We start from the raw sequence: 23,002 nt of genomic DNA, 5'->3' as shown, positions 1-23,002 counted from the left end.
GTGCTGAGCTGTGCTCTTCGGGTGGTGTGCTGTGCTGTGCTGTGGTGTCTGGGGCATCGCGCGGCGCCCGTCAACCCCCTTGGGTGCGGTGCCCGTCTGCGCCGACCATGCACGGGACCGACGAGAGGTGGACGACATGGCGAAGAACGTACGCACCCTGGACTGCCGCCCAGACGACGTGTTCGGAGTGCTCGGCGACGGCTGGCTCTACCCCGGATGGGTGGTCGGCGCATCCCGCATGCGCGACGTCGACGAGACCTGGCCACAGCCGGGCGCCGAGCTGCACCACTCCGTGGGCGTCTGGCCCGCCCTGCTCGACGACACGACAGTCGTGGAGGAATGGGATCCGCCGCGGAAGATGGTCATGCGCGCCAAGGGGTGGCCCATCGGCGAGGCACGCGTCACGATCCGCGTGCGGACGTACGACGGCGGATGCATGGTGCGCATCGACGAGGAACCGGTGAACGGTCCGGCGACGCTGCTGCCCGGATTCCTCACCACTCCCCTGTTGCGGTGGCGCAACTCGGAGACCCTGCACCGGCTCGCCTACCTCGCCGAGGGGCGGGCGCGCTGAGGGTGCGCCCCGTCTCCCGAGGCGCACCCTCCCGGCATCCGCTTCTCGCGGCGCTCAGACCGTCGACGGGCGCAGCACGACCTTGATGCAGCCGTCCTCCTTGCGCTGGAACGTCTCATACAGGGCCGGTGCGTCCTCGAGCGGTGCACTGTGCGTCGTGAGGTCCATGACTCCGAGCGGGTCGCTGAGGTCCTCGACGAGAGGCAGCAGGTCGTCCGTCCAGCGTTTGACATTGCACTGCCCCATGCGCAGACTGATCTGCTTGTCGAACATCGTCTTCATCGGCATGATGTCGGCGTCGCCCGCGTAGACGCCACTCAGTGACACCGTCCCGCCTCGGCGCACCGCGTCGATCGAGGCGTGCAGCGCGGCGAGACGGTCGATGCCCGCCTTGTCCATCATCTGCTGCGCGAGGGCGTCCGGGAGCAGCCCGACGGCCTTCTGCACGATGCCCACGCCGGGGTTGCCGTGCGCTTCCATGCCGACGGCGTCGACGACGGCATCCGCTCCCCGTCCCTCCGTGAGATCGCGCAGCTCGGACACGACGTCGTCGGAGAGATCGAAGGTTTCGACGCCGTGACGGGATGCCATCTCGCGGCGCTCCGCCACGGGGTCCACCGCGAGAACGCGGTAGCCGCGGTGCACGCCGATGCGAGACACGAACTGTCCGACGGGCCCGAGACCCATCACCGCGAGCGTGCCGCCGTCCGGGACGTTCGCATACTCCACGCCCTGCCACGCCGTCGGCAGGATGTCGCTGAGGAACAGGTAGCGGTCGTCCGGCAGATCGGACGCGACCTTGATGTGGTTGTAGTCCGCGAGCGGCACGCGGAGATACTCGGCCTGACCACCGGGCACCTGCCCGTAGAGCTTCGTGTACCCGAACAGCGTCGCGCCGCTGCCGTACTCGCGCACCTGGGTCGTCTCGCACTGCGACTGCAGTCCCTGCCGGCAGAAGAAGCAGTGCCCGCACGAGATCGTGAACGGGATGACCACGCGGTCACCGACCGACAGGTTCGTGACCTCGCTGCCGACCTCGACGACGACTCCCATCGGCTCGTGCCCGAGGATGTCTCCGCGGTCGAGGAACGGTCCCAGGAGCTCGTACAGATGCAGGTCGGACCCGCAGATCGCCGAAGACGTGATGCGCACGATCGCGTCGGTCGGCCGCTCGATGACCGGGTCCGGGACCTCCTCGACCGCCACTCTGCGGGTGCCCTGCCAGGTGAGTGCCTTCATGATGCGTCCTCCTCGTTCGTGGGTTGCGTTGGCGTCGCGTTGTCGTGTCGCGTCGTGTCCTGGTTGCGTCGTCGCGTTTCGGTCGGGACGAACGGCCACCCTCCCTGCGGAAGCATCCGACGGATAGAGGGTTGACAGGGAGTCGGATGCCGGACACGCACTGCGTGGCACGCTGCGTCGGCTCGAGGCGCTCGAATGTCGCGGAGGGCTGGCGGGTGTCGAGCGTGCCCTGTGGGTCTCGCGGTATTCCGGATCGCGGATCTCGAGTATCGGAATACGGCTCTGACCGGGCGTAAATCCGCGGCATCGAGCGGTGCGAATGTCGGAAGCCCGGTGTTGACTGAGGGCATGTCATCCCGGTCCCGCACCCTCCTCGATCAGGTCGTCTCCGACCTCGATCAGGTGCTGGCCGACGACGCACTGGCCGGCTTGACTGAGCCTGAGCGCGTAGAGGTGCTGGCCGTGGCGGGCGCAGCGTTCCGGCGCGTCGAGGCGGTGATCGTCGAGACCGTCGCGACGGGTGATGTCGAGCTTCCGCATTCCGCGGGGTGCCGCAGCGAGAACGAGTTGCTGCGGCGAGCGCTCCTCGTCGACACGACCGCGGCCACGCGTCTCGGCAAGGTCGTCGACCTGGTGCGCCGACAGACGAACCTCCTGTCCGGCGAGCGTCTGCCTGCCCGCTGGCCCGCGATGCGGACCGCGCTGCTCGACGGCGTGGTCGGCATCGCGGGCGTGCTCGCCGCGACGGCGCCGATGGAGCAGGTGCGCGATCGGATCGGTCTCGACGAGCGCCTCGGCGCCGACGAGCTTCTCGCCGATGCGGCCAGAGGCGCACGTGACGATGCGCACGCCGGGAGCACAGATCCGGATGGTTCGGATGGTTCGCAAGCAGCGAGCGGCGCCGACCGGACATCCGGGCGCGGGCCGGCTCCGATGCCGGAAGACCTGCGACTGCTCGCCGAGGCTCTGGCCGCCATCTTCGACCCAGACGGCGAGGAACCCGCAGACGAAGCCGCGAGGCGGCGGGGCATCACGGTCGGACGGCTGCGCAACGGACTCCGGGCCATCTCGGGCGCACTGACGCCCGACGTCGCCGCGCAGTTGGAGCTGATCTTCGACGCTCAGAACAACCCCAAGGGCGACGGGCCGCCTCGACTCGGTGTGCGGTTCTCTCCCGCCGAGGCCGGCGGCTCGGGCGTGGACGGCTCGGACGTCGGCGGTCCGGATGCCGGCGGCTCGGGTGCCAGCGGCGCGGACGTCGGCGGCTCGGGTGTCGGCGGCAGCGATGTCGGTGAGCTCGATCCCCTCAACTCCGACCCTCGGGCGGTGATCGATGACCGCACGGCGATGCAGAAGCGTCACGACGCTCTCGCCGCAGCGCTGGGGATCGCCGCTCGCCACCGTGACATGCCCAGCCTGGGCGGCGCGGCTCCCACCCTCGTCGTCACCGTCGACGCGACGGATCTCGCAACAGGGCGCGGCAGGGCGAGCGCACCGGGCGCAGAGAGTCAGCTGCCCGTCGGGGTCGCCGCACACGTCGGGTGCTCGGGCACGATCCAGCGCGTCACCATGGACGCGGGCCGGATCGTCGGGATCGACAGCACCGATCGCGTGTTCACCGTGCACCAACGAAGAGCGATCATCGCACGCGACAAGGAATGCCTGATCCCCGGATGCCACGTCCCGGCCTCTTGGTGCGAGATACACCACGTCACCGAACACGCCAGAGGCGGACCCACCCACACCGACAACGGCGTCCCCCTCTGCTGGTGGCACCACCGATCACTCGACTACTCCGGGTGGGAGATCCGCATGAACGCGGGCATACCGGAAGTGCGGGGGCCCGCCTGGTGGGACCCCGCGCGTCTCTGGCGCGCTCCGCGGCTCAGCCTTCCCGCGCGCGGGTCGACGCGACGGGACAGCAGTCCGACGCGACCTGACAGACGCCCCGCAGCACTCGCCCGCGCGGGATGACGGGCTCCCCGGATGAAGAACGCAGGTGCCACGTGCACAGCTGTTGTTCCGGTTCCTCGCCTATCCTGGATCCGTGTTGTGAGCGTCGGTGCACCTGCACCGCGCGGCGATCGGGACGACCCGGCCGTCATCTCGATCGGGGACGGCCCCACTCGAAGGAGCGCGACCATGTCGCTCACCCCGCACACATCCCTCCGCAGCCTCATCGGGCGCAGCGACGTCGCACGCATCGTGCTCGGCTGGGGCTCGTTCGCCGCGGTGCTCATCGCGCACCCGCTGTTCACCGCACCCGCACCGGCCGCCGTGCTCGTCGTCGGACTCGTCGCGATCGTCGCCGTCATCCTCGTCTGCGCGTTCGGCGTCGTGAAGCAGGCCGAAGCACTCGCCCACCGCCTCGGCGACCCCTACGGGTCTCTCGTCCTGACGCTGTCGATCGTGCTGATCGAGGTCATCCTCATCTCGGCCGTCATGCTCGGGCCCGGCGAGCATCAGACGATCGCCCGCGACTCCGTCATGGCGGTCGCGATGATCATCATGAACCTCGTCATCGGCCTCGCGCTGCTGGTCGGCGGCATCCGCCACCGCGGGCTGCAGCACAACCGTACGGGAACCTCCGGCTATCTCGCGATGCTCGTGCTGCTCGTCACACTCGCGTTCGGCCTGCCCGCGCTCATCGGCGTCGACGGCTCGTACACGGTTGCGCAGGAGATCCCCGTCGTCGTGCTGACCCTCGGCGTGTACGCGTTCTTCCTCGTGCGCCAGATGGGCGCCCAGGCCGCCGACTTCACCGAGGTGGGTACTGTCGCGGCCGGCGCCCGCTCAGGCACGAGCATCCTCGCGACTCTGCGCGCGCATCGTCTCGAGGTCGCCGTGCGTCTCGCCCTGCTCGTCGTCACCGTGCTCCCGATCGTGCTCCTGTCGCACGACATGGCCGCGCTGCTCGACGACGGCCTCGCTCGTCTGGGAGCCCCGCCGGCCCTCGCCGGGGTGCTCATCGCCGCGATCGTGTTCCTGCCCGAGTCGATCACCGCGATCCGCGCCGCGCTCGCCGGCGAGGCCCAGCGCGTCACCAACCTCTGTCACGGCGCACTCGTCTCGACGGTCGGACTCACGATCCCGGCGGTGCTCGTCATCGGGATGCTGACGGGCCAGACCGTCGTGCTCGCCGAGTCTCCCGCGAACCTGCTCATGCTCGGCGCGACGCTGCTGCTGTCGGTCACCACGTTCTCCGCGAAGCGCGTCACAGCGACTCACGGCGCCACCCACCTCGTGCTGTTCGCCGCCTACCTGATCGTGCTGTTCCGCTGACCGTGCCGCGAGACCCGCGATGCGAGACCCGCGAGACCTGCGCCCCTCGTCAGCCGCCCCGGACGATCAGGCGCCGGCGCGCACGGCCTCCAGCGACGGGTAGTCGGTGTACCCCTCGGCGGTGCGTCCGTAGAAGAGCGCCGGTCGCGGTTCGTTGAGCTCGGCATCCTGCTTCCACCGCTCGACGAGGTCGGGGTTCGCGATCACCGGACGTCCAGCGGCGACAGCATCCGCCCACCCGCCGGCGATGAGACCCTCGGCCTCCTCGCGGGTCGTGGGCACGGCGAAGCCGGAGTTGACGATCAGCGGAGCGCCGAGCGCCCGGCGGATCCGCTGCACGAGCTCGCTCGTCGGCGCGGCGCTGAGCACGTCGACGAAGGCGATCCCCTGCGGCGCGAGGCCCTCGGCGAGTGCGAGGTACGTGGCGAGGACGTCGTCGTCGTCCTCCTCCAGCACGCCCTGGATGTTGTGCTGCGGCGACAGGCGGATGCCGGTGCGGTCGGCGCCGACCGCCTCGGCGACGGCCCGCGTGACCTCGATCGCGAAGCGCGCCCTGTTCTCCGGCGACCCTCCGTACCGGTCCTCGCGGACGTTCGACACCGGCGACAGGAACTCGTGCACGAGGTAGCCGTTGGCCCCGTGCACCTCGACGCCGTCGAGCCCCGCCTCGATCGCGTTGCGCGCCGCCTGCGCGAACTGCTCGACCACCTCGGGGATCTCATCGAGCGTGAGCGCGTGCGCGACGGGCATCGCCGCCTTGCCGACGGGCGTGTGCGTCTCACCGGGCGCGGCGATCGCGCTCGGGCCGACGACCCTCGGCTCACCGGAGATCTCGGGATGACCGACGCGTCCGCCGTGCATGAGCTGCATCACGATGGTGCCGCCGTCGGCGTGCACGGCGTCGGCGATGCGGCGCCATCCGTCGATCTGCGCGGGCGTGACGATGCCCGGCTGGCCCTGATACGACTTGCCCTCCGCGACCGGCCAGGTGCCCTCGGTGATGATGAGGCCCTGCCCGGCGCGCTGACGGTAGTACTCCGCCATCGTCTCGGTCGGAACGCCCTCGTCGTCGGCGCGCGTGCGCGTGAGGGGCGCCATGACGACGCGGTTGGACAGCGGGAGGGCGCCGAAGACGGCAGGCTCGAAAAGGCTCACGGTGAGGGACAAGCCCGCCGTCGCACGACGTATTCCCGTCAGGAGCCCTCGGGCGAGCCGCCGAGATCGCCGAGCAGGGCGACGAAGCGGTCCAGGTCCTCCGACGACCAGCCGCGCAGACGCTCGCTCAGACGGGCCTCGTAGCGGGAGCGGGCGAGGGCGACGCGCTCCTGCGCGAGCGGCGTCGCGACGAGCACACGCGCGCGTCGATCGTCGGGGTCCGCGATGCTCTCGACGAGTCCCAGCTGCTCGAGCTGCCGCACGTGCCTGCTGACGGCGGACTTGTCGGTCTGCAGACGCTCGATGATCGCACCGGCCGACGTCGCCTTGCCCGAGGCGATCGACGTCAGCACCTGGTAGCCGAGGGGCTGGAGGTCGGGATGCACCGTGATCGCCGCTTCGCGCCAGCTCACCCGGATGCGGGCGAACAGCCGACCCAGCTCGTGCTCGACGCGGTGCACCGCATCCTCGAGGGCGGCGGTCTCGCCGGCGGAGGCGGGGGTCTCGTCGGCGGGTTCGTCGGCGGCGCTCATGCCCGCCAGCTTACGGCGGATACCCGCGCACTCACGGCCGACGACGGCGCACGCCGCGCCGTCGTCATCCCGCGTCAGACCTCGGACAGCAGCCGGAAGACCTTGGATGCCGCGCGGATCTCGTCCGCCGTCAGCTCGGCCATGACCGCGTCGAGGCGTCGACTGTGGTCGCGGCGCAGCTCGGCGAGCGCAGCGCTGGCCGTGGGCGTGGCCGTGAGCACGCGCAGCCGGCCGTCGTGCTCGTCGGGGCGGGACTCGATGAGGCCCCGCTCCTCCAGCATCCGCACCTGCCGGCTGATGACGGACTTGTCCATCTCGAACCGTTCGGCGAGCTCGTGCGCACTGGCCGAGCCCGCCCGGTCGATGAAGGTGAGCAGCTTGTACCCGCCGACCTGCAGGTCGGGGGCGATGCGCGCCGCCGACTCCCTCCACAGCGTCCGAGTCCTCGCGAAGATGAGGTTCAGATGCGCCTGGAGGTCGCCGACGGCGCTCTCGACGTCCGGAGAGGTCGTCGCATCGGTGGCGGTCATGTCAGCGCCCGCGCTCCCGGCCTTCGCGCTCGCCCTCGCGTTCGAGCACGGTGACCGTGCCGGTCTTCGGCGAACCCGCCTCGACGTCGGCGATGCGGATGGTGCCGGTGGAGGCCGACGAGCCGACCTCGGCCTGCGAGACCTCGATCGCGGAGTCCTCGGCCTGCTCGCGCAGCTGCTCGGCGGCGTTCTTCGTCGACAGCGGCTTGTTCCTGATGAACGCGATCGCGATCACGGCGATGACGGCGAGCGGGATGGCGATGATGAACGAGTCCGCGATGCCGTGGCCGTAGGCGCTCTCGACGATCGAGCGGACCGTCTCGGGCAGCTGACCGACCTTCGGCACGTCACCGGAGCCGAGGTGCTGCAGGGCGTCGACCTCTTCCTGCGAGGAGGGCACGAAGCCCTCGAGCCCGTCCTTGACGTAGGTGGCGACGCTCGACGACAGCAGCGACCCCATGATGGTCACGCCGATGGTGCCGGCGATCGTGCGGAAGAAGTTCACGTTCGACGACGCCGCGCCCAGCTGCTGCGGGGCCGTGTCGTTCTGCACGATGAGGGTCAGGTTCTGCATGACCATGCCGAGGCCGGCGCCGAGCACGACCATGTAGGTCGCGACCAGGCCGAAGGGCGTGTCGTAGCGGAGCGTCGCCATGAGGCTGACGCCGATCGTGACGAGCACGGAGCCGGTGATCATCCAGCCCTTCCACTTGCCGAAGCGGCTCACGAGCTGACCGATGACGATCGACGCTCCCATCTGTCCGACGATCATCGGGATGGTCATGAGGCCGGACTCGGTGGGCGTGGCGCCGCGGGCGAGCTGGAAGTACTGGGCGAGGAACACCGAGGTGGCGAACATCGAGACGCCGATCGCGATCGACGCGATGACCGACAGCGTGAACGTGCGGTTGCGGAACAGCGACATCGGGACGATCGGTTCCTTGACGAAGAACTCGACGACGATGAAGGCGGCGATCGCGACGCCCGCGGTCACGGCGAGCATGATGCTCGTCGAGGAGTCCCACTCGAACTGGCTGCCGCCCATGGAGACCCAGATCAGCAGCGTCGAGACGCCGACGGCGAGCAGCACGATGCCGAAGTAGTCGATCGACACCTTCGTGTCGCGCTGCGGCTTCGGCAGGTGCAGCGTGAACTGCAGCAGCACGAGCGCGAGGAGCGCGAAGGGCACGCCGACGAAGAAGTTGGAGCGCCAGCCCCACACGTCGGTGAGGAGTCCGCCGAGCAGCGGGCCGCCGATGGTGCCGAGGGCCATGATGCCGCCGACGACGCCCATGTACTTGCCGCGCTCGCGCGGGGAGATGATCAGCGCGACGGCGATCATGACGAGCGACATCAGCCCGCCGACGCCGATGCCCTGGATCACGCGCACCGCGATGAGCATGTTCGTGTCGGTCGAGAATCCGGCGATGACCGTGCCGACCGTGAAGATGACGAGTGCGAGCTGCACGAGCACCTTGCGGTCGACGAGGTCGGCCAGCTTGCCCCAGATCGGGGTGCTGACGGCGGTCGCGAGAAGGCTCGCGGTGATGACCCAGGTGTACTGGGACTGGGTGCCGCCGAGGTCGGCGATGATGACGGGCATCGAGGTCGAGACGACGGTGCCGGACAGCACGGCGACGAACATGCCGACGACGAGTCCGGAGATCGCGGTGAAGACCTCGCGTGCCGAGCGCGTGGTCTCGGATGAGGGTGAGATGGGGGTTGTCACAGTAGAAGAGCTCCTGCGTAGAAAGTTGATAAGAATCAACCATACGCCGTTAGTTGCAAAACTGCAACTATGGACTCAGATCAACCATCTCGGCGAGCTCGGCACGCTCACGGCGTGGTGATGCGGGCCACCGCGACGGCGACCTCCTGCGGGTCCCGCTCCTCCTCGTCGAGCGCACGATGGATCGACAGACCGCCGATGAGCGCATCGAGCACCCGCGCGGTGTCGGGGTCGAAATGCCGTTCGAGCGCCGCGCGACTGCTCAGCATCCACGCGGTGGTGAGCGCGCGATAGCGGGGCGTGCGTGCTGCGAGCGTGAAGAGCTCGTGCGACAGCACGAGCTCGCGACGGTCGCCGTACACGTCTTCGAGGATGATGTCGACGACCGCGGCGCGCGCGGATTCCAGATCGGATGCCGCGGCCATCCGCTCCTCGAACCGGGTGCTGATGGTGTGCGAGAAGCGCGTGAACGCCTCGTGCAGCAGCTCGTCGATCCCGTCGAAGTGGTAGGTCATGGAGCCGAGCGGCACACCGGCGGCCTCGGCGATGCGGCGGTGGGAGGCGCCGGCGACGCCCGACTCGGCGATCACGTCGAGGCAGGCGGCGATGATGCGGTCCCGCCGCTCCGGGTCGTTCTTGCGACCGCTGCGGCTCCCGCCCGTGGGCTCAGGCATCGCCCTCGCCGATCGTCCGCACCACACGTGCCGGGCTGCCGACGGCGACGACGTTCGCCGGGATGTCGCGCGTCACGACGGACCCCGCGCCGATCACGCTGTTGTCGCCGATCGTGACGCCGGGGCACACGATCACTCCCCCACCCAGCCAGACGTTGTCGCCGATCGTGATCGGCTCCGCGGCCTCGAGCTTGTCGCGCCGCAGCTGCGGGTCGATCGGGTGCGTGGGGGTGAGCAGCTGCACGTTCGGACCGATCTGGCAGTCGGCGCCGATCGTGATGCGGGCGACGTCGAGCGCCGTGAGGTTGAAGTTGACGAACGTGCGGGCGCCGATCGAGATGTTCTCGCCGTAGTCGACGTGCAGCGGCGGGCGGATCGCGACGTCCTCGCCGAGATCCCCGATGAGATCGCGGAGCCAGTCGCGGGCGCCCGGGTCTCCCGCGAGCGTCTGCCGCTGATACAGATCGGCGAGGCGAGCGGCGCGGGCGGCGCGCGCGACGAGCTCGGGGTCGTCGCCGAGGTAGAGGTCGCCGGCCAGCATCCGCTCACGGTGGGTGCGCGGGTCGCCCGCGAAGTAGTCCGTCATGGTCCGAGCGTAGCAGTGTGCGTACGTTCGTACTCAAACGGCGGGCTACCTCCGCTCCGTCCTGCCGAGCGGCACGAGCCGACCGAGCACGACCAGGGCGACGGCCCCGAGAGCGGCGATCGCCGCCGGGATCCAGAACAGGTGCGGCATGCCCAGCCACGCAGCCCCCACGCTGCCGACGAACCCGCCGAGCGCGGCGTTGATCGCGTACGCGCTGAGGAAGACGCTGGATGCCGTGCCGACGCGATCCGGCAGCAGCCGCTGCGCGACCGTGATGCCCAGCACCCCGAAGGTCGCGATCACGCCGGCCATGAGCAGCTGTCCGACGATGAGCGGCGCGATGTGCGGCTCGATCCCGGCGGCCGAGGCGTAGGACACATGAGCGCCGACCGCCATCACGGCCCCGACCATGAGCACCCTGGTCACCCCGAAGCGGTCGGCGAGCCGCGCGGCGAGCAGCATGAGCGGCAGCTCGACGAGGGGCTGCAGGCCGATGATCGCTCCGCGCACCGCCGCGTCGACGTGCAGACCGCGGTCCATGTAGAGCGGCAGGTAGGCGAGCTTCACGGTCTCACCGCACATGATCAGCACGTAGATCGCCGTGAAGAAGAGGAGCGGCACCATCGAGCGTCGGCGTGCAGTGCGCACAGCAGGCGCAGAGGCGGGCGCGGACGCCGCGGGCGCGTCGCCCTCCGCCTCGAACGCGTCCTCGCCGAGGGCCTCGTCGGTCTGCGGCATCCGGATCTCCGACTCGCGGCCGCGCGGCGGGGGCACGGCTCGCGCGCCGATGAGCGGGACGATCGAGAGCAGGATGCTGAGACCGGTGAGGAACAGCAGCGGTCGCAGCCCGAGCATCGCGCCGAGCACGGCGCCGAGCACAGGACCCACGACCCACCCGAACGCCATCGCGGTGCGCATGACGGCGACCACGCCGTTGTCGGCCGGGGTGGGCGCGCGGTTGAGCTCGTCGCGCACGGCGGCCTGCAGCTGCGCAGCCCCCGCGCCGGCACCGCTGAGCAGCACCATGTTGATCGCGAACGGCATCCACGCCTGCATCGCGACGGCCATGAGCGCCCAGCCGACGAAGCCCGCCACGGCGGAGATGCGGAACACGAGCAGACGCGAGCCCATGCGGTCGGACAGCGAGCCGACGATGTAGCCCGTGATCGGCGCGATGAGGTTGGTGAGGAAGTAGAGCCCGGCCTGCGAGTCGGTGAGGTGGAGCTCCTCGACGAGGAACAGCGTGATCTGCGGCGCGGTGATCGACATGCCGATGCCGGAGATGACGAGGCTCAGGAAGGCCCCGCGCAGCAGCCGCGAGCGCAGGATGTACCGGGTCGCCGAGGCGGGCGCCGCTGCGCCGCCGCCGGGAGCGTGTTCACACGCCACGCGCACCGTCTCTCGATAAGGAAGGAGAAGTTACAAATAGTACCCACCCACTCACCCACACCGCGGACGGGGACACAACCCCCTTGGCCGGATGCCGTCGGGGCTCCGACCCTGGGGGCATGAGCCATCCAGACGACATCAAGCAGCCGCTCGACCACCTGCCGCCGCTCGACGAGCGCGACAAGGCCGTGGAGACCGAGGAACCCCACTACCCGACGTCCGAGGCGCCCGACGGCCCCTCGCACGCGTCGCCCGACACCGCCGCCGAGCCGGGCAAGCCCAACCGGCACGGCGTCGACAAGCTGCCGCCCACGTCGCGCTGACCCGCTGCGGCACGTGCACTGCGGCACGCGCACTGCGGCATCCGCGCGAGAGCACGGGCGCCGCGACACCGAGGGTCGACGGGGTTCAGCCCTGTCGACCCTTGAAGCGCGGGGTGAGCTTGTTGATCACGAACACGCGGCCGCGGCGGCGCACGACCTGGGCTCCCGGCTGGTTCTTGAGGGACTTGAGCGAAGCGCGGACCTTCATGGTGGACTCCTTATTGAGAATGGTTATCATCTAACCTAGGACAGATCCTCCATCGAACGGAAACGAGCCCCCGTGAGCAGCACCCAGATCACCGTCGTCGCCGGACTCCGGGCGAGCAGTCGTACAGCCGTCGCGCGACGGGTCGCCCGACGGCAGCGCTGCTCACGGCTCCCCGCGGCAGCCCTGTCCGAGTCCCGCGACGCGGCCGCCGTCGAGACCCTCCGTCGCGCGGCGGGCGCCGCCCCGGAGCGCATGGTCGTCGAGCTGCCGGCCGACGCGTCGATCGAGGCCGCGATCGGGATGCTCGACGACGCCGATGAGGTCACCCTCGCCGAACTCGTGTGCGTCGTCGACGCGGCATCCTTCTTCGACGACCTGCTCGCCGACGACTATGTCACGGTCGCGCACAGCATCCCGCCGCTGTACGTCGCATCGTCCTTGCGGATGGTGCAGCACATCGAGCACGCGAGCACCGTGCTCGTCGCCGACTGGGAAGGCCTCGAGACGCGCGACCTGTCGATCCTGCTCGCGACGTTGAGCCATCTCGCACCCGCCGCACGTCTGCGCCTCGACCGGACGGCGGATGCCGCACCGCCCTCGCCCTTCTCGCAGACGCGGAACCAACCCGGCTGGGTGCAGCTGCTCAACTCCGAGCACGAGCCGCACATGAACGACATCCGCGTCAGCGCGTTCCGGTACGAGCAGCTCAGGCCGTTCCACCCCGCGCGCCTCTGGCGGCTGCTGGAGCAGCAGTTCCCGGGCGGCGACTTCGGCGCGGTGCTGCGGTCGGCGGGGTTCTGCCGCCTCGCGACCCGACCCGGCGTCGTGGGCAGCTGGGATCAGGTCGGCCAGATGATCTCGCTCGACCCCCTCTCCCGCGACAGCGACGACGGGGAGCTGCTCGCGCTCGGTCAGGATCTCGCCTTCATCGGCATCGACCTGGATGCCGCGGCGCTCACGGCTGCCCTCGACGCGGCTGTGCTCTCCGACGCCGAGTTCGCCGGCGGGACGCGGGAGTGGGCCCTCCTCCCCGACCCGTTCCCTCGGTGGGTCACGAGCGTGCCCGCCGAGGACTGAGCGATGAGGCGCGCTGCATCCTCGCCTCGACCACGAGCACCGCGGCCACGCCGACCGCGCAGAGCACGAAGCCGCAGATCGTGACGAGCGTCAGGGTCTCACCCAGCAGCACCGCGCCACCCACGGCGGTCGCGGGCGCCATGAGGAACAGCAACGCCTGCAGGGCGGTGATGCCGACGCGACGCAGCAGCCACCAGTACAGCCCGTAGGCGGCGAGCGTCGGGAACAGCGCGGTGAGCACGACCGCCAGCCAGAACGAGCCGGATGCCGGGGGCACGAGCTGCCCGGCCGCGCCGGCGATCACCAGGAAGAGGGCGGCCGTCACCGTCACATGGATGGTGAGCGTGACGAGCACGCCGGTCTGCACGGTCGATCGCCGCTGCAGGAAGGTGCCGACGATCAGGCACACCATCGCCGCGACCGGCAGCAGGTAGGCGGCGGGCGGAGCGTCGGACGAGCCGAACTGCGACTGCACGACGAGCAGCACGCCCACCGCGCCGACGCCGAGCCCCGCCCATTGCGCTGCGCGGACCCGCATGCCGAGCAGCGGGCCGACCAGCACCGCCACGATGAGCGGCTGCACGGCGTCGATGAGCGCGACCGTGCCGGTGGCGATCCTGATCGCGACGGCGGCGTACACGGCCGCGCAATACCCGAACTGCGCGAAGAGGCCGATGAGCGCCTGCACGCGGAGGTCGTGCGCCGTGACGCCCCTCCCCGCGCCCGACACGGCGACGATGACGAGCAGCACGAGAGCGAGCGGTACGAACCGCCAGACCAGCAGGGTCAGCGGCGCGACCTCGACCGTGGCGAAGGCCGGTATCAGGAAGCCCGAGCTCCAGGTGACGACGAACACGATCGCCGCTGCCGCCGTCACCGCTCCGCGAAGTAAACCGATCTGTATACCCATGACCGCGAGTATACAGATCCGTATACTCGTGTCATGGCCTCGCCCGTCCCCGACCTCGCTCCCCTGACACCCGGCGCGCGCCGCGTGCTCGACGCCGCATCGCAGCTGTTCTACGAGCGCGGCATCCACGCCGTGGGCGTCGACACGATCGCCGAGGCCGCCGGCGTGACCAAGAAGACCCTCTACGACCGGTTCGGGTCGAAGGAGGCGCTCGTCGTCTCCTACCTCCAGCACCGCGACGCCCGCTGGCGCGACGATCTCGCCGCCCACCTCGAAGCGGTGCCAGGCCCCGGCATCCCCCGCATCCTCGCCGTGTTCGACCATGCGCTCGCCTGGTCGACCGCCAACAGCCCGAAGGGCTGCAGCGCCGTCAACGCGCGCGCCGAGGTCGGCGGCGACGAGGGGGCTCCGGTGCTCGCCGAGGCCTCGCGCGAGAAGGTCTGGCTGCTGGACCGGTTCGTCGACCTCTGCATCGAGGCGGGGATCGACGACCCGCACCGCACGGCCGAGACGCTGATGCTGCTCTACGAGGGCGCGATCGTCACGCTCGGCATGGGCACGTTCCCCGAGCCGTTCGCGGTCGCTCGGCGCTGCGCGGAGGGGATCCTGGCGGGCAGCTGAGGCGGCCTGCCGACAGGCTCGCGATGCACCTCAGCCCTCGTCGCCGAGTTCCGCGACCTCGTCGTCGCGCTTCGATCCGCCCCTGCCGAGTGCGATCGTCGAGAGCAGGCCGACCGCGAGGAATCCGGCCGCGGTCCACGCGGCGAAGCGGGTGCCGTCCGAGAACGCGGCCTTGGCGTCGTCCGCGATGTCGGCCGTGTCGGGTCGCGCGTCGAGTCCGCTGATGGCAGCCCCGGCGCTGTCGACCACGGTCGAGACGATCTCGTCGCGCTGCCCGGCAGGGAGCCCCCGGTCGTCGAGCGACGCGCCCAGGATGCCGGCCGTGCTCGTGAACAGCACGGTGCCGAGGATCGCGACGCCCAGGGCCGCGCCGAGCTGACGCGACGTGGACTGCGTGCCGGAGGCTGCCCCGCTGTCGGCGACGGGCACCTCGGCCAGCACGACTCCGGTGAGCTGTGCGGTCGCGAGACCGACGCCGAGGCCGTATACGAACAGGAACGGGATGAGGGGCACCCACGACGCGTCGGGCGCGATCACGAGGCCGACACCGGCCACGCCCACGATCTCGGCGAGGAGTCCTGCCCGCACGATCCAGACCGGGGCGATCCGTCCGCTCGTGGCGCCGGCGACGCCGCTCGCGAGGAACGAGCCGAGCGCCAGGGCGAGCAGCAGCAGCCCGGTCTGCAGGGCGTCGAAGCCCAGCACGAACTGCAGCCACAGCGGCAGGGCGAGGATGATGCCGAACTCTCCGAGCGCGACGACGGCAGCGGCGATGTTGCCGTTGCGGAACGACGGGATCGAGAACAGCCGCAGCGCCAGCAGCGTCGACCGACCGGCGCGCTCCCTGTGCACGCCCCACAGGATGAAGGCCACGAGGCCGATCAGCGCGAGCGCGAATGCGAAGGGGATCGGGGAGAGATCGAGCGGCCACGTCCCGTCGCCGATCCGCGGGCGCTCGTCGACGAGCCACCACCCGTACGTGCGCCCCTCGATGAGCCCGAAGACGAGCGACCCCATCGTCACGACCGAGAGCACCGCGCCGACCACGTCGATGCGGTCGGTGCGGTCGCTGCGGGTCTCGGCGACCGTGAGCAGCACGCCCGTCACGATGAGCACCCCGAGCGGGATGTTGATGCCGAAAGCCCAGCGCCAGGAGAACTCGGTGGTCAGCCAGCCGCCGAGCAGCGGGCCGACCGCCGCCATGCCGCCGATGGTCGAGCCCCACACCGCGAACGCGATGCCGCGCTCGCGTCCGCGGAAGGTCGCGTTGATGATCGAGAGCGTCGTGGGCAGGATCATCGCTCCCCCGACGCCCTGCGCGAGTCGGGCGAGGATGAGGATGCCGCCGTCCGGTGCGCTCGCGGCGAGCACCGAGGACGCGGCGAACACGATCACGCCGACCACCATGACCCTCCGTCGGCCGAAGCGGTCGGCGAGGCTGCCGAAGACGAGCAGCAGAGCGGCGAACACGAGCGTGTACGACTCCTGCACCCACTGCACCTCGGTCGACGTGATGCCGAGATCGTCGACGACGGCCGGGATCGCGACGTTCACGATCGTGGAGTCGACGATGATCAGCGAGACGGCGATGCTGATGAAGACCAGCCCGATCCAGCGGAGACGTTCGTATCGATTCACGACTACTAGCTTAGCTAGATAAGTTACGGGCTAGGGGATTTTTGAGAGACTTCTAGCCCGCGGCGGCGCGCAGCGCGGCATCCACCCTCTCGATCACCTCCGGCGGAGCGGACACCGCGATGAGCTCTGGGCGCAGGGCGCGACCGGCAACCCAGCGGATGTAGGCATCGAACTCCGCCGCGATCTCGGGCGAGTACTCCGCGAGGATGCGCGACACGAGACCGCAGGCGCCCGGGGCATCGGCGAGCACGGCGAGGTCGGCGTCGACGCCGCGCTCGGCATCCGGAGGGTCCGTGCGCGCCGGCGCGGGGTCCTGCACCAGCCACTCGTGCACGCCGGGACCCGCCCCGAACCATGGCCGGTCGGGCAGCCGGACCTCGGCCCGCGTACCCACGGGGACCTCCGCCGACAGGCGGATGCCGTCGCCGCGCCGCTCCCAGCGCACGCGCGCGCGGCCGAACGGGGTCTCCTGCACCACCTCCGCATGGTCGAGCGCCGACGGGAACCAGGGGCTGATGCGCATCGTCCGATAGCCGGGCGCAGTGGGTGCGAGCCCACCGATCCGTCGATGCAGCACATCGGCCACCGCCCCGAACGCGCAGTGGTTGAGCGACACCATGCCCGAGGGGTGCAGTGTCCCGTCGGGGCGCACGGCATCCGGTCGCTCCCACACCGTGGTGGCGCCCATCGTCACGGGATACAGCCACGACGGGCACGCGGTCTGGAACAGCAGCCTCTCGGCGGCGAGCTCCTGACCGGCGTCGAGCAGCGCATCGAGCACGAGCGGCGTGCCGAGGAACCCCGTCGCGAGCCGGTAGCCTCCGGCCCGCAGCAGCCGGCCGAGACGGATGCCGAGGGCGGGCCGCAGCGCGGGCGGCGCGAGGTCGAACGCGAGCACCAGCGCGTAGGCGGTCGGCGCATCCGACAGGAGACGGCCGGCCGGCGTGAGGTACGCCGCGCGGAACGCCGTCGCCGCGTGCTCGGCGACACGCTCGGCCTCCGCCGCCCCGGCGGCGTCGCCGACATCGCGCAGGGCCTCCGCGGCGAGCCGTGCCGACCGCACCCGATACGCGCCGGCGACGAGTCCGGCATCCGTCTTCGCCTTGTCCGGTCGGGCCGCGGTCGGGTCGAGCCAGTCCCCGTACTGGAAGCCGCGCTCCCACAGGCCGTCGTCCGTCGCCAGCCGCTCGCACGCCTCGACCCAGTCGCGCATCGCGGGGGCGAGCCGGCGCCGCACATCCGCATCCGCGTATCGCTCGGCGAGCAGTGCGGGCACGGTCGTCACGGCATCCCCCCATCCGGCTGCCGCGACGGCGCTGAACGCGCCGAGGGGGTCGGGCACGACGGTCGGCACGACCCCGTCGTTGCGGCGCTGCTCGAGAGCCAGGTCATCGAGCCAGGCCCCGAAGAACGCGTCGACGTCGAAGAGCGAGGCCGCGGCGGGCGCGAAGACTTGCGCATCCCCCGTCCAGCCCAGTCGCTCGTCGCGCTGCGGGCAGTCGGTGGGCACCGACAGCAGGTTGCCCCGCAGGCTCCACACGACGTTCTCGTGCAGACGGTTCAGCAGCGGATCCGAGGACGTGAACCACCCGGTACGGCGAACGTCGCTGCCGACGACGACCGCCCGGACGTCGCCCGCAGCGAGCGGGCCCGAGAGACCGGAGATCTCGGCGTAGCGGAACCCGTGCACCGCGAACGCCGGCTCGACCTCCCGCGTCCCCGACCCGTCGCCGACGAACCGGTCGGTGGCCGTCGCCGCGCGCAGCGGTCTGGTCGCGAGTGCCCCGTCCTGCAGGATCTCGGCGTGCCGCAGCGTGATGACCGCGCCCTCAGCCGCATCGATCCGCAGCCGCAGCCGGCCGACGAGGTTCTGGCCGAAGTCGACGATCGCGGTGTCGCCGTGCAGGTCCTGCTGCACCGACACCGGCGTGAGGTGCGCGGTCCGCCGCACGGGCTCCGCATCGAGCACCTCCACCGCGACATCCGCCGGAAAGTCCTCGGCGAGGGCGGGCGGCCACGCGGAGTCGTCGAACCCGCTCCGCATCCACCCCGCCTTCTCGCGCCGGGCATCCCAGTCCTCGCCGGCATAGAGCCCGCTCGCGACGAGGGGCGGGTCGGGGTCGACCCGCCAGCCCTCGGCGTCGATCTCGGTCGACCGCCCGTCGGCGTGACGCAGCAGGAGCCGCACCGACACTCCCGGCTGCTCGCCGTAGAAGCGTGCCGCGTTCGGGCCGAATCCGTAGCGCTCGGTGAACCACCCACCCGCGGCCTCCACGGTGATCACGGCCACCTGCTGCTCCCGCCGCAGGAGCGCCGTGACGTCGGTGACGGTCGCGGCGAGGCGGTCACGATACGAGGTCCACCCGGGCTTCAGCACGTGGTCGTCGACCTCGACGCCGTTCACGAACACCCGGTGCACGCCCTGCGCGGTCGTGAGCAGAGCGGCACCCACGACGTCCGTCGGCAGGCGCAGTTCGCGACGCAGGAAGAGCGGCGCCGCAGGTCCGCCGGGGCTCGGATGCCGCAGCAGCGGCGCCGACCAGTCCTCCGTGAGGAAGGCCTCGACGAACGGCAGCGGGTCGCTCCACTCCGACCACTCGCCGTCGTCGCCCTGCACCCTGACCTCGAGCCGATGCGCCGCGCCGTGCCCCGCGGTGAGCGGTGCGAGCGGCCAGGCGCGGAGCACCGGGTCCGGCCCGATCCGGTGCTCCGCGCCGCCGTCGAGGCGCAGCGCCGCCGCCCGCGCCCGCCAGTCCGGAGGCGCGTCGACCGTCCAGGAGACGGGCGGCGTCGGCGAGGAGGCGACCGCCGCGTCCCGGCGGCGGCCGACCCGCACGCCGGTGACGCGGACGGACCTCATGCGATCGGGTCGACCGCGGCTGCGGTCTGCCGACGACGGCGCACGACGAGCAGGCAGCCGCCTGCCGCGAGCGCGAGGCCGAGCACGACGAGCACGATCGGCAGCGCAGCGCCGGTGCTGGCGAGCGGGTCGCCCGTCGCCGCGCCGGTCGCGGCGCCGCTCACGGCTCCACCCGTGCCGGTTCCGTTGCCCGTGCCGGTTCCGCTGCCGTTGCCGGGACCGGCTGTGCCGGGGTCGACGTCGGCGGCGAGCAGGCGCACCGGCAGGAACTCGGCCGAGTCCTTCTCCCCCGCGATGCCGCCACCCCACGACAGGTAGCCGTCGCGACCAGCGCCGTCCGCCTCGTTGACGATGAGCGCGCTGCTGAGCAGAGCAGACGACGGGGCGACACCGGTGAGCCGCACCCACGGCACCGCGGCCTCGTAGACCGTGGTCTGCGCGGCGTCGTCGCGCACCACCGCGACCTGGGAGCCGGCGACGGTGCCGGCGGCATCGCCCGCGGCGAGCCAGCGGTACAGCTGCGGCCCGGCGGGGGTCAGCGCCATTCCCAGCTCGTGCCAGGTCGTCGCCGCGCCGGGCGCCCCCGCCGCGACCGTGAACTGCACGGAGTCGCCCTGCCAGATGTTGGATCCGGCTGCCGGCTGGTCGTGCACGTCGTCGAGCACCTCGACGCTCACGTAGAGGTTGTCCTCGTCCCACGTGTACCAGAACCGGGCGGACTGGTCGGTCGACGCCGCGAACGCGGCGAGCAGCCCCCCGGTCTGCCCCTCCAGCACCACGGGGGTGAGATCGTCGAGGTCGTCCAGCACTCCGTCGACCGTGATCGTGCGGTGCGCGGCGCCGAGCGCCTCGTCCACGGCGAGCGGGGCGACAGCGCCGGATGCCGCGAGCTCGCGGCCCCCGACGAGGGCGGATGCCGACCACGTCGTGCGCGCGGTGATGCCGTCGAGCGCGATGTCGACGACGAGCGCGGCGTGCGCGGCGACCTCCTCCTGCTCGGCCTGCGTCGCGGTGGATCCACCAAGGACCGATGTCAGCCTGTCGACGGTCACGGACTCGTCGGAGGCGTTCCCGAGGGTGAGGCGCAGCACGGATCCCCCGTCGGCGGCGATGGTCTGCGCGCCGGTCAGGGTGACCGGCTCGCTGACCGTGGTGGTGGCCGTGAGCGAGCCGAGCAGCGTGCTGCCGCGGTACAGCTCGCCGACGACGACGTGCTGTCCGAGCGCCGTGGCGGCGGGCAGGGCGAAGTCCACCGCGCCGACCTGGCCGGCGGCCACGGTCTGCGCGACCTGCTGCCCGTCGGGGAACACGAGACGATACGCGCCCTCGGTGCTCGACGCGGCGTTGTCGATGCTCCAGTGCGCGGCGATCGGCTGCCCGAGGTACGCGGGATCCAGCGTGAGGGCGGTGGCCGACGCGGTCACGCCCGTCACCGCGCCCTGCAGGTACACGGGCCCCTGACGCAGGTCGATCACGAGCTCCGAGCCCGCGCCCGCCTGCACGACCCGCGATGAGCCGTACATGTCGGTCACGGTCACGTCACCCTGGAGCGTCACGGTGACAGCCCGCGGCGACGTCGACCACAGCGCCCGCACCGGACCGCCGGGGGTCTCGAATCCGATGTTCCACAGGTCGGCGATCGAGGTGTCGCGGGTCGCCGAGTGCGCACCGGCCAGCACGTCGGCCGCCGTCGAGTAGCTCACGAAGGCGGGCTTCGGCGTGTACGCGCCCAGCGGGTCGTTCGCGGCGTGCAGCAGACCGAAGTTCTCCTCGGTCTCCGCCGCGTCGACGCCGTCGTTCACGAGGTCGTAGACGTAGTAGCGCTCGACGTCGTGCAGCGCGGTGATGACCGCCGACTTCGCGATGTTCGCCGCCTGCGTCTGCTCGTTGACAGCGCGGGCGTTGGTGCCGGTCGGCCATCCGTGCTCGGTGACCCAGAGCGGGATCGACTGGCCGTCGTTGTACTCGCGCACGAGCGCGTCGATGCGGGTCAGCGTCTCGTCGAGGGCCTCGGCTCCCACCGGGTAGCTGTAGGGGTGCAGCACGATGCCGTCGAGGTAGTCCAGCGCGCCGAGGCGGAAGGTGTCCTCGAGCCAGTCGGTGTTGAGGATCGCGACGGCCGGTCCGATGACGGGCAGGTCGGGGTCGACCGCCTTGACCGCCGGCGACGCCGACTTGAGCAGGTTCACGTAGTGCTCGGGGGCGACGTTCGTGTTGCCGCCGAGACCGAGGTCCCACTCGTTCCAGATCTCGATGCCCGAGGCCATGTCGCCGAACTCCGTCGCCATCTCGGCGGCGTAGGCGGAGTACGCCGCGACGGCTTCCGCGCTCACGGGTCCGTTGCCCCCGTCGTAGAGGGGGTTCCCGTAACCGGCGAGCAGCAGGGGACGGACGCCGCTGCTGCGGGCCTGGTCGAGGAACTCCGCGCGGGCGACCGACCAGTCGTAGACGCCGGGGGTCTTCTCGACATCGCTCCAGTAGGGCTCGTCGCGGAACTGCGCCACTCCTCCGACGGCCAGCGCCGGCATCGAGGCGAAGTCGCGGTGCTGTCCGTAGTGGGTCACCGCTCCGAATCGACCGTCGGCGGTCTCGGCGACGTCGGTGTCGGCGAGCACCGCGATCGTCGTCTGCGCGCCGCCGATGCGGGTGCCGTCGGCGAGGGCGTCGACCGTGAGGCCGTACCAGCCGCGGCCGAGCGCTCCGAGGTCGAGCGCGCCGTCGGCGGGCTCCTGCCCAGAGGCCACCACGCGCCCGTCGGCCGCCGTGGTGCGCCAGGCGACCGTGTCGGCCGTCGTCTCGTAGGGCAGCGTCACGGCATCCCCGACCGTGAAGAGGTTGCCGAAGGCGCCCGCCGACAGCGCGAACCCGGGGGTCACGTCGGCGGCGCTGATCGTGATGTCGTCGATGAGAGCGCGGGCGGTGGTCGAGGTGGTGTCGGGGCGCGCCCAGGAGTTCACGACGAACCCGATCTGCTGCGCCGGCCCGTGCCATTCGCCGTCGGCCGCGCCGCCCCAGGCGCCATGGCTGGGGTCGTCGGTGGGCGAGGCGAGCGTGATCTCCTGCCAGCCGTCCACGTCGGGCACCGGCAGGAAGGTCTGGTGCGTCTGCCCGGTGGCGTCGACGAGCTGCACGCCGATCGTGTGCAGGTTCTCGGCGTCGATCCAGAACGAGGCCGAGTCGAGGTCGACGCCGCCGAGCGACCGGGCGGCCATCTCCCAGCTGTCGGTGCCACGCACCGCGGTGTCGAGCAGAACCTCGACCGACGACGAGCCGGTGTGCCCGCGGTCCGCCGCGCGAGGCGTGCTCGGCGACACGGTCGTGCCGTCGAAGGCGGTGGCCGACCAGCCGGCCAGGTCCTCCACGCCGATCGTCGTGTCGGCGGCGACGGCCGCCGCGGGAAGCGCGAGGGCGCCCACCGCGATGAGCGCTCCGCCCAGGGTCAGCGATCGGCGGCGCGTGGTGCGCGACGACCGGGGTGTGCGTGATCTCACTCTGTCTCCTCTTCGAGCCAAGGTCGATGAAATGGGGAAATCGGTTGCCCCACGGCATCCTTGCGACAGTTGCGGAGTCTTGTCAAGCATCGAGACGCCCGTCATCGCGGCTTCCGTCGGTCGTTAAGATTGGCTTTGACGAACCGGCGCCTCACCTGGTAGACATCGGTAGAGCAATCGCTT

Annotated in this window: 19 protein-coding genes; 6 read left to right on the top strand and 13 right to left on the bottom strand. The window is 71.1% G+C overall.

All coding sequences use genetic code 11. From position 1 onward, the window contains the following. Positions 1-136: 136 nt before the first annotated feature. Positions 137-574 carry an SRPBCC family protein gene (locus MRBLWO14_RS12600; RefSeq protein ID WP_341933505.1) on the top strand — a complete coding sequence of 146 codons (438 nt, stop codon included), beginning with the start codon at positions 137-139 and terminating at the stop codon, positions 572-574. A 54-nt stretch (positions 575-628) separates the two neighbouring features. Here MRBLWO14_RS12600 and MRBLWO14_RS12595 read toward each other — a convergent pair whose 3' ends face one another. After that, positions 629-1,813: an alcohol dehydrogenase catalytic domain-containing protein gene (locus MRBLWO14_RS12595; RefSeq protein WP_341933504.1), complete on the bottom strand. Its 1,185-nt coding sequence runs from the start codon at positions 1,811-1,813 to the stop codon at positions 629-631. Positions 1,814-2,161: 348 nt separating this feature from the next. Between MRBLWO14_RS12595 and MRBLWO14_RS12590 the strand changes: the two genes are divergently transcribed. Together MRBLWO14_RS12590 and MRBLWO14_RS12585 are read left to right on the top strand one after the other, a co-directional pair. Beyond that, positions 2,162-3,787: a DUF222 domain-containing protein gene (locus MRBLWO14_RS12590; protein WP_341933503.1), complete on the top strand. Its 1,626-nt coding sequence runs from the start codon at positions 2,162-2,164 to the stop codon at positions 3,785-3,787. Between the two features lie 168 nt (positions 3,788-3,955). Beyond that, entirely contained in the window at positions 3,956-5,095 is a 1,140-nt protein-coding gene (locus MRBLWO14_RS12585; protein ID WP_341933502.1) for a calcium:proton antiporter, read from the top strand. A gap of 66 nt (positions 5,096-5,161) precedes the next feature. Here MRBLWO14_RS12585 and MRBLWO14_RS12580 read toward each other — a convergent pair whose 3' ends face one another. The 7 genes from MRBLWO14_RS12580 to MRBLWO14_RS12550 form a co-directional block, all read right to left on the bottom strand. After that, a complete protein-coding gene (locus MRBLWO14_RS12580) occupies positions 5,162-6,250 on the bottom strand; it encodes an alkene reductase (protein ID WP_341933501.1) in 1,089 nt (362 codons plus the stop codon). A 38-nt stretch (positions 6,251-6,288) separates the two neighbouring features. Beyond that, complete coding sequence (locus MRBLWO14_RS12575) at positions 6,289-6,783, bottom strand: MarR family transcriptional regulator (RefSeq protein ID WP_341933500.1); 495 nt, start codon at positions 6,781-6,783, stop codon at positions 6,289-6,291. Positions 6,784-6,857: 74 nt separating this feature from the next. After that, entirely contained in the window at positions 6,858-7,313 is a 456-nt protein-coding gene (locus MRBLWO14_RS12570) for a MarR family transcriptional regulator (protein WP_341933499.1), read from the bottom strand. A gap of 1 nt (position 7,314) precedes the next feature. Continuing rightward, complete coding sequence (locus tag MRBLWO14_RS12565) at positions 7,315-9,042, bottom strand: DHA2 family efflux MFS transporter permease subunit (RefSeq protein WP_341933498.1); 1,728 nt, start codon at positions 9,040-9,042, stop codon at positions 7,315-7,317. 107 nt (positions 9,043-9,149) lie between these two features. Further along, on the bottom strand, positions 9,150-9,716 hold the full coding sequence (locus MRBLWO14_RS12560; RefSeq protein ID WP_341933497.1) for a TetR family transcriptional regulator: 567 nt from the start codon (positions 9,714-9,716) through the stop codon (positions 9,150-9,152). Further along, positions 9,709-10,302, bottom strand: coding sequence for a sugar O-acetyltransferase (locus tag MRBLWO14_RS12555; RefSeq protein WP_341933496.1), 594 nt, complete (start codon positions 10,300-10,302; stop codon positions 9,709-9,711). The genes MRBLWO14_RS12560 and MRBLWO14_RS12555 overlap by 8 nt, the downstream gene beginning before the upstream one ends. Positions 10,303-10,347: 45 nt before the next feature. Then, positions 10,348-11,691 carry an MFS transporter gene (locus MRBLWO14_RS12550; RefSeq protein ID WP_341933495.1) on the bottom strand — a complete coding sequence of 448 codons (1,344 nt, stop codon included), beginning with the start codon at positions 11,689-11,691 and terminating at the stop codon, positions 10,348-10,350. 119 nt (positions 11,692-11,810) lie between these two features. Here MRBLWO14_RS12550 and MRBLWO14_RS12545 point away from each other — a divergent pair, with 119 nt between their 5' ends. Beyond that, on the top strand, positions 11,811-12,014 hold the full coding sequence (locus MRBLWO14_RS12545; RefSeq protein WP_341933494.1) for a hypothetical protein: 204 nt from the start codon (positions 11,811-11,813) through the stop codon (positions 12,012-12,014). Between the two features lie 85 nt (positions 12,015-12,099). Here the strand turns inward: MRBLWO14_RS12545 and ykgO are convergent, their stop codons facing one another. After that, positions 12,100-12,222 (bottom strand): type B 50S ribosomal protein L36, encoded by a 123-nt coding sequence (gene ykgO, locus MRBLWO14_RS12540; RefSeq protein WP_341933493.1) that lies wholly within the window; start codon positions 12,220-12,222, stop codon positions 12,100-12,102. Positions 12,223-12,294: 72 nt separating this feature from the next. On the opposite strand from ykgO, the gene MRBLWO14_RS12535 reads away from it, so the two are divergent. After that, on the top strand, positions 12,295-13,299 hold the full coding sequence (locus MRBLWO14_RS12535) for a GTP-binding protein (RefSeq protein ID WP_341933492.1): 1,005 nt from the start codon (positions 12,295-12,297) through the stop codon (positions 13,297-13,299). On the opposite strand, the gene MRBLWO14_RS12530 is transcribed toward MRBLWO14_RS12535, so the two are convergent. Then, positions 13,274-14,209 carry a DMT family transporter gene (locus MRBLWO14_RS12530; RefSeq protein WP_341933491.1) on the bottom strand — a complete coding sequence of 312 codons (936 nt, stop codon included), beginning with the start codon at positions 14,207-14,209 and terminating at the stop codon, positions 13,274-13,276. The genes MRBLWO14_RS12535 and MRBLWO14_RS12530 overlap by 26 nt on opposite strands. Before the next feature lie 33 nt (positions 14,210-14,242). Here MRBLWO14_RS12530 and MRBLWO14_RS12525 point away from each other — a divergent pair, with 33 nt between their 5' ends. After that, the gene (locus tag MRBLWO14_RS12525) at positions 14,243-14,830 is read left to right on the top strand and encodes a TetR/AcrR family transcriptional regulator (protein WP_341933490.1); all 588 of its coding nucleotides are present in this window, start codon (positions 14,243-14,245) and stop codon (positions 14,828-14,830) included. Positions 14,831-14,860: 30 nt separating this feature from the next. Here MRBLWO14_RS12525 and MRBLWO14_RS12520 read toward each other — a convergent pair whose 3' ends face one another. From MRBLWO14_RS12520 to MRBLWO14_RS12510, 3 genes are read right to left on the bottom strand one after another with little or no spacing between them, the layout of a single operon-like run. Further along, positions 14,861-16,468 carry a DHA2 family efflux MFS transporter permease subunit gene (locus MRBLWO14_RS12520; protein WP_341933489.1) on the bottom strand — a complete coding sequence of 536 codons (1,608 nt, stop codon included), beginning with the start codon at positions 16,466-16,468 and terminating at the stop codon, positions 14,861-14,863. A gap of 52 nt (positions 16,469-16,520) precedes the next feature. Next, positions 16,521-19,328 (bottom strand): family 78 glycoside hydrolase catalytic domain, encoded by a 2,808-nt coding sequence (locus tag MRBLWO14_RS12515; protein WP_341933488.1) that lies wholly within the window; start codon positions 19,326-19,328, stop codon positions 16,521-16,523. Beyond that, positions 19,325-22,819, bottom strand: a complete 3,495-nt coding sequence (locus MRBLWO14_RS12510; protein WP_341933487.1) for a sugar-binding protein — start codon at positions 22,817-22,819, stop codon at positions 19,325-19,327. Before MRBLWO14_RS12510 ends, MRBLWO14_RS12515 begins: the two co-directional genes overlap by 4 nt. Between the last annotated feature and the right edge of the window lie 183 nt (positions 22,820-23,002).

This window comes from Microbacterium sp. LWO14-1.2 (assembly GCF_038397715.1).
Taxonomy (GTDB): Bacteria; Actinomycetota; Actinomycetes; order Actinomycetales; family Microbacteriaceae; genus Microbacterium.
This window is presented reverse-complemented; position numbering and strand designations above follow the sequence as displayed.

What these genes read in the sequence shown, in the direction of transcription:
- MRBLWO14_RS12600 (WP_341933505.1), top strand. Translation starts at nt 137, where the DNA reads ATGGCGAAGAACGTACGCACCCTGGACTGCCGCCCAGACGACGTGTTC.
- MRBLWO14_RS12595 (WP_341933504.1), bottom strand. Translation starts at nt 1,813, where the DNA reads ATGAAGGCACTCACCTGGCAGGGCACCCGCAGAGTGGCGGTCGAGGAG.
- MRBLWO14_RS12590 (WP_341933503.1), top strand. Translation starts at nt 2,162, where the DNA reads ATGTCATCCCGGTCCCGCACCCTCCTCGATCAGGTCGTCTCCGACCTC.
- MRBLWO14_RS12585 (WP_341933502.1), top strand. Translation starts at nt 3,956, where the DNA reads ATGTCGCTCACCCCGCACACATCCCTCCGCAGCCTCATCGGGCGCAGC.
- MRBLWO14_RS12575 (WP_341933500.1), bottom strand. Translation starts at nt 6,783, where the DNA reads ATGAGCGCCGCCGACGAACCCGCCGACGAGACCCCCGCCTCCGCCGGC.
- MRBLWO14_RS12570 (WP_341933499.1), bottom strand. Translation starts at nt 7,313, where the DNA reads ATGACCGCCACCGATGCGACGACCTCTCCGGACGTCGAGAGCGCCGTC.
- MRBLWO14_RS12560 (WP_341933497.1), bottom strand. Translation starts at nt 9,716, where the DNA reads ATGCCTGAGCCCACGGGCGGGAGCCGCAGCGGTCGCAAGAACGACCCG.
- MRBLWO14_RS12555 (WP_341933496.1), bottom strand. Translation starts at nt 10,302, where the DNA reads ATGACGGACTACTTCGCGGGCGACCCGCGCACCCACCGTGAGCGGATG.
- MRBLWO14_RS12545 (WP_341933494.1), top strand. Translation starts at nt 11,811, where the DNA reads ATGAGCCATCCAGACGACATCAAGCAGCCGCTCGACCACCTGCCGCCG.
- ykgO (WP_341933493.1), bottom strand. Translation starts at nt 12,222, where the DNA reads ATGAAGGTCCGCGCTTCGCTCAAGTCCCTCAAGAACCAGCCGGGAGCC.
- MRBLWO14_RS12530 (WP_341933491.1), bottom strand. Translation starts at nt 14,209, where the DNA reads ATGGGTATACAGATCGGTTTACTTCGCGGAGCGGTGACGGCGGCAGCG.
- MRBLWO14_RS12525 (WP_341933490.1), top strand. Translation starts at nt 14,243, where the DNA reads ATGGCCTCGCCCGTCCCCGACCTCGCTCCCCTGACACCCGGCGCGCGC.
- MRBLWO14_RS12515 (WP_341933488.1), bottom strand. Translation starts at nt 19,328, where the DNA reads ATGAGGTCCGTCCGCGTCACCGGCGTGCGGGTCGGCCGCCGCCGGGAC.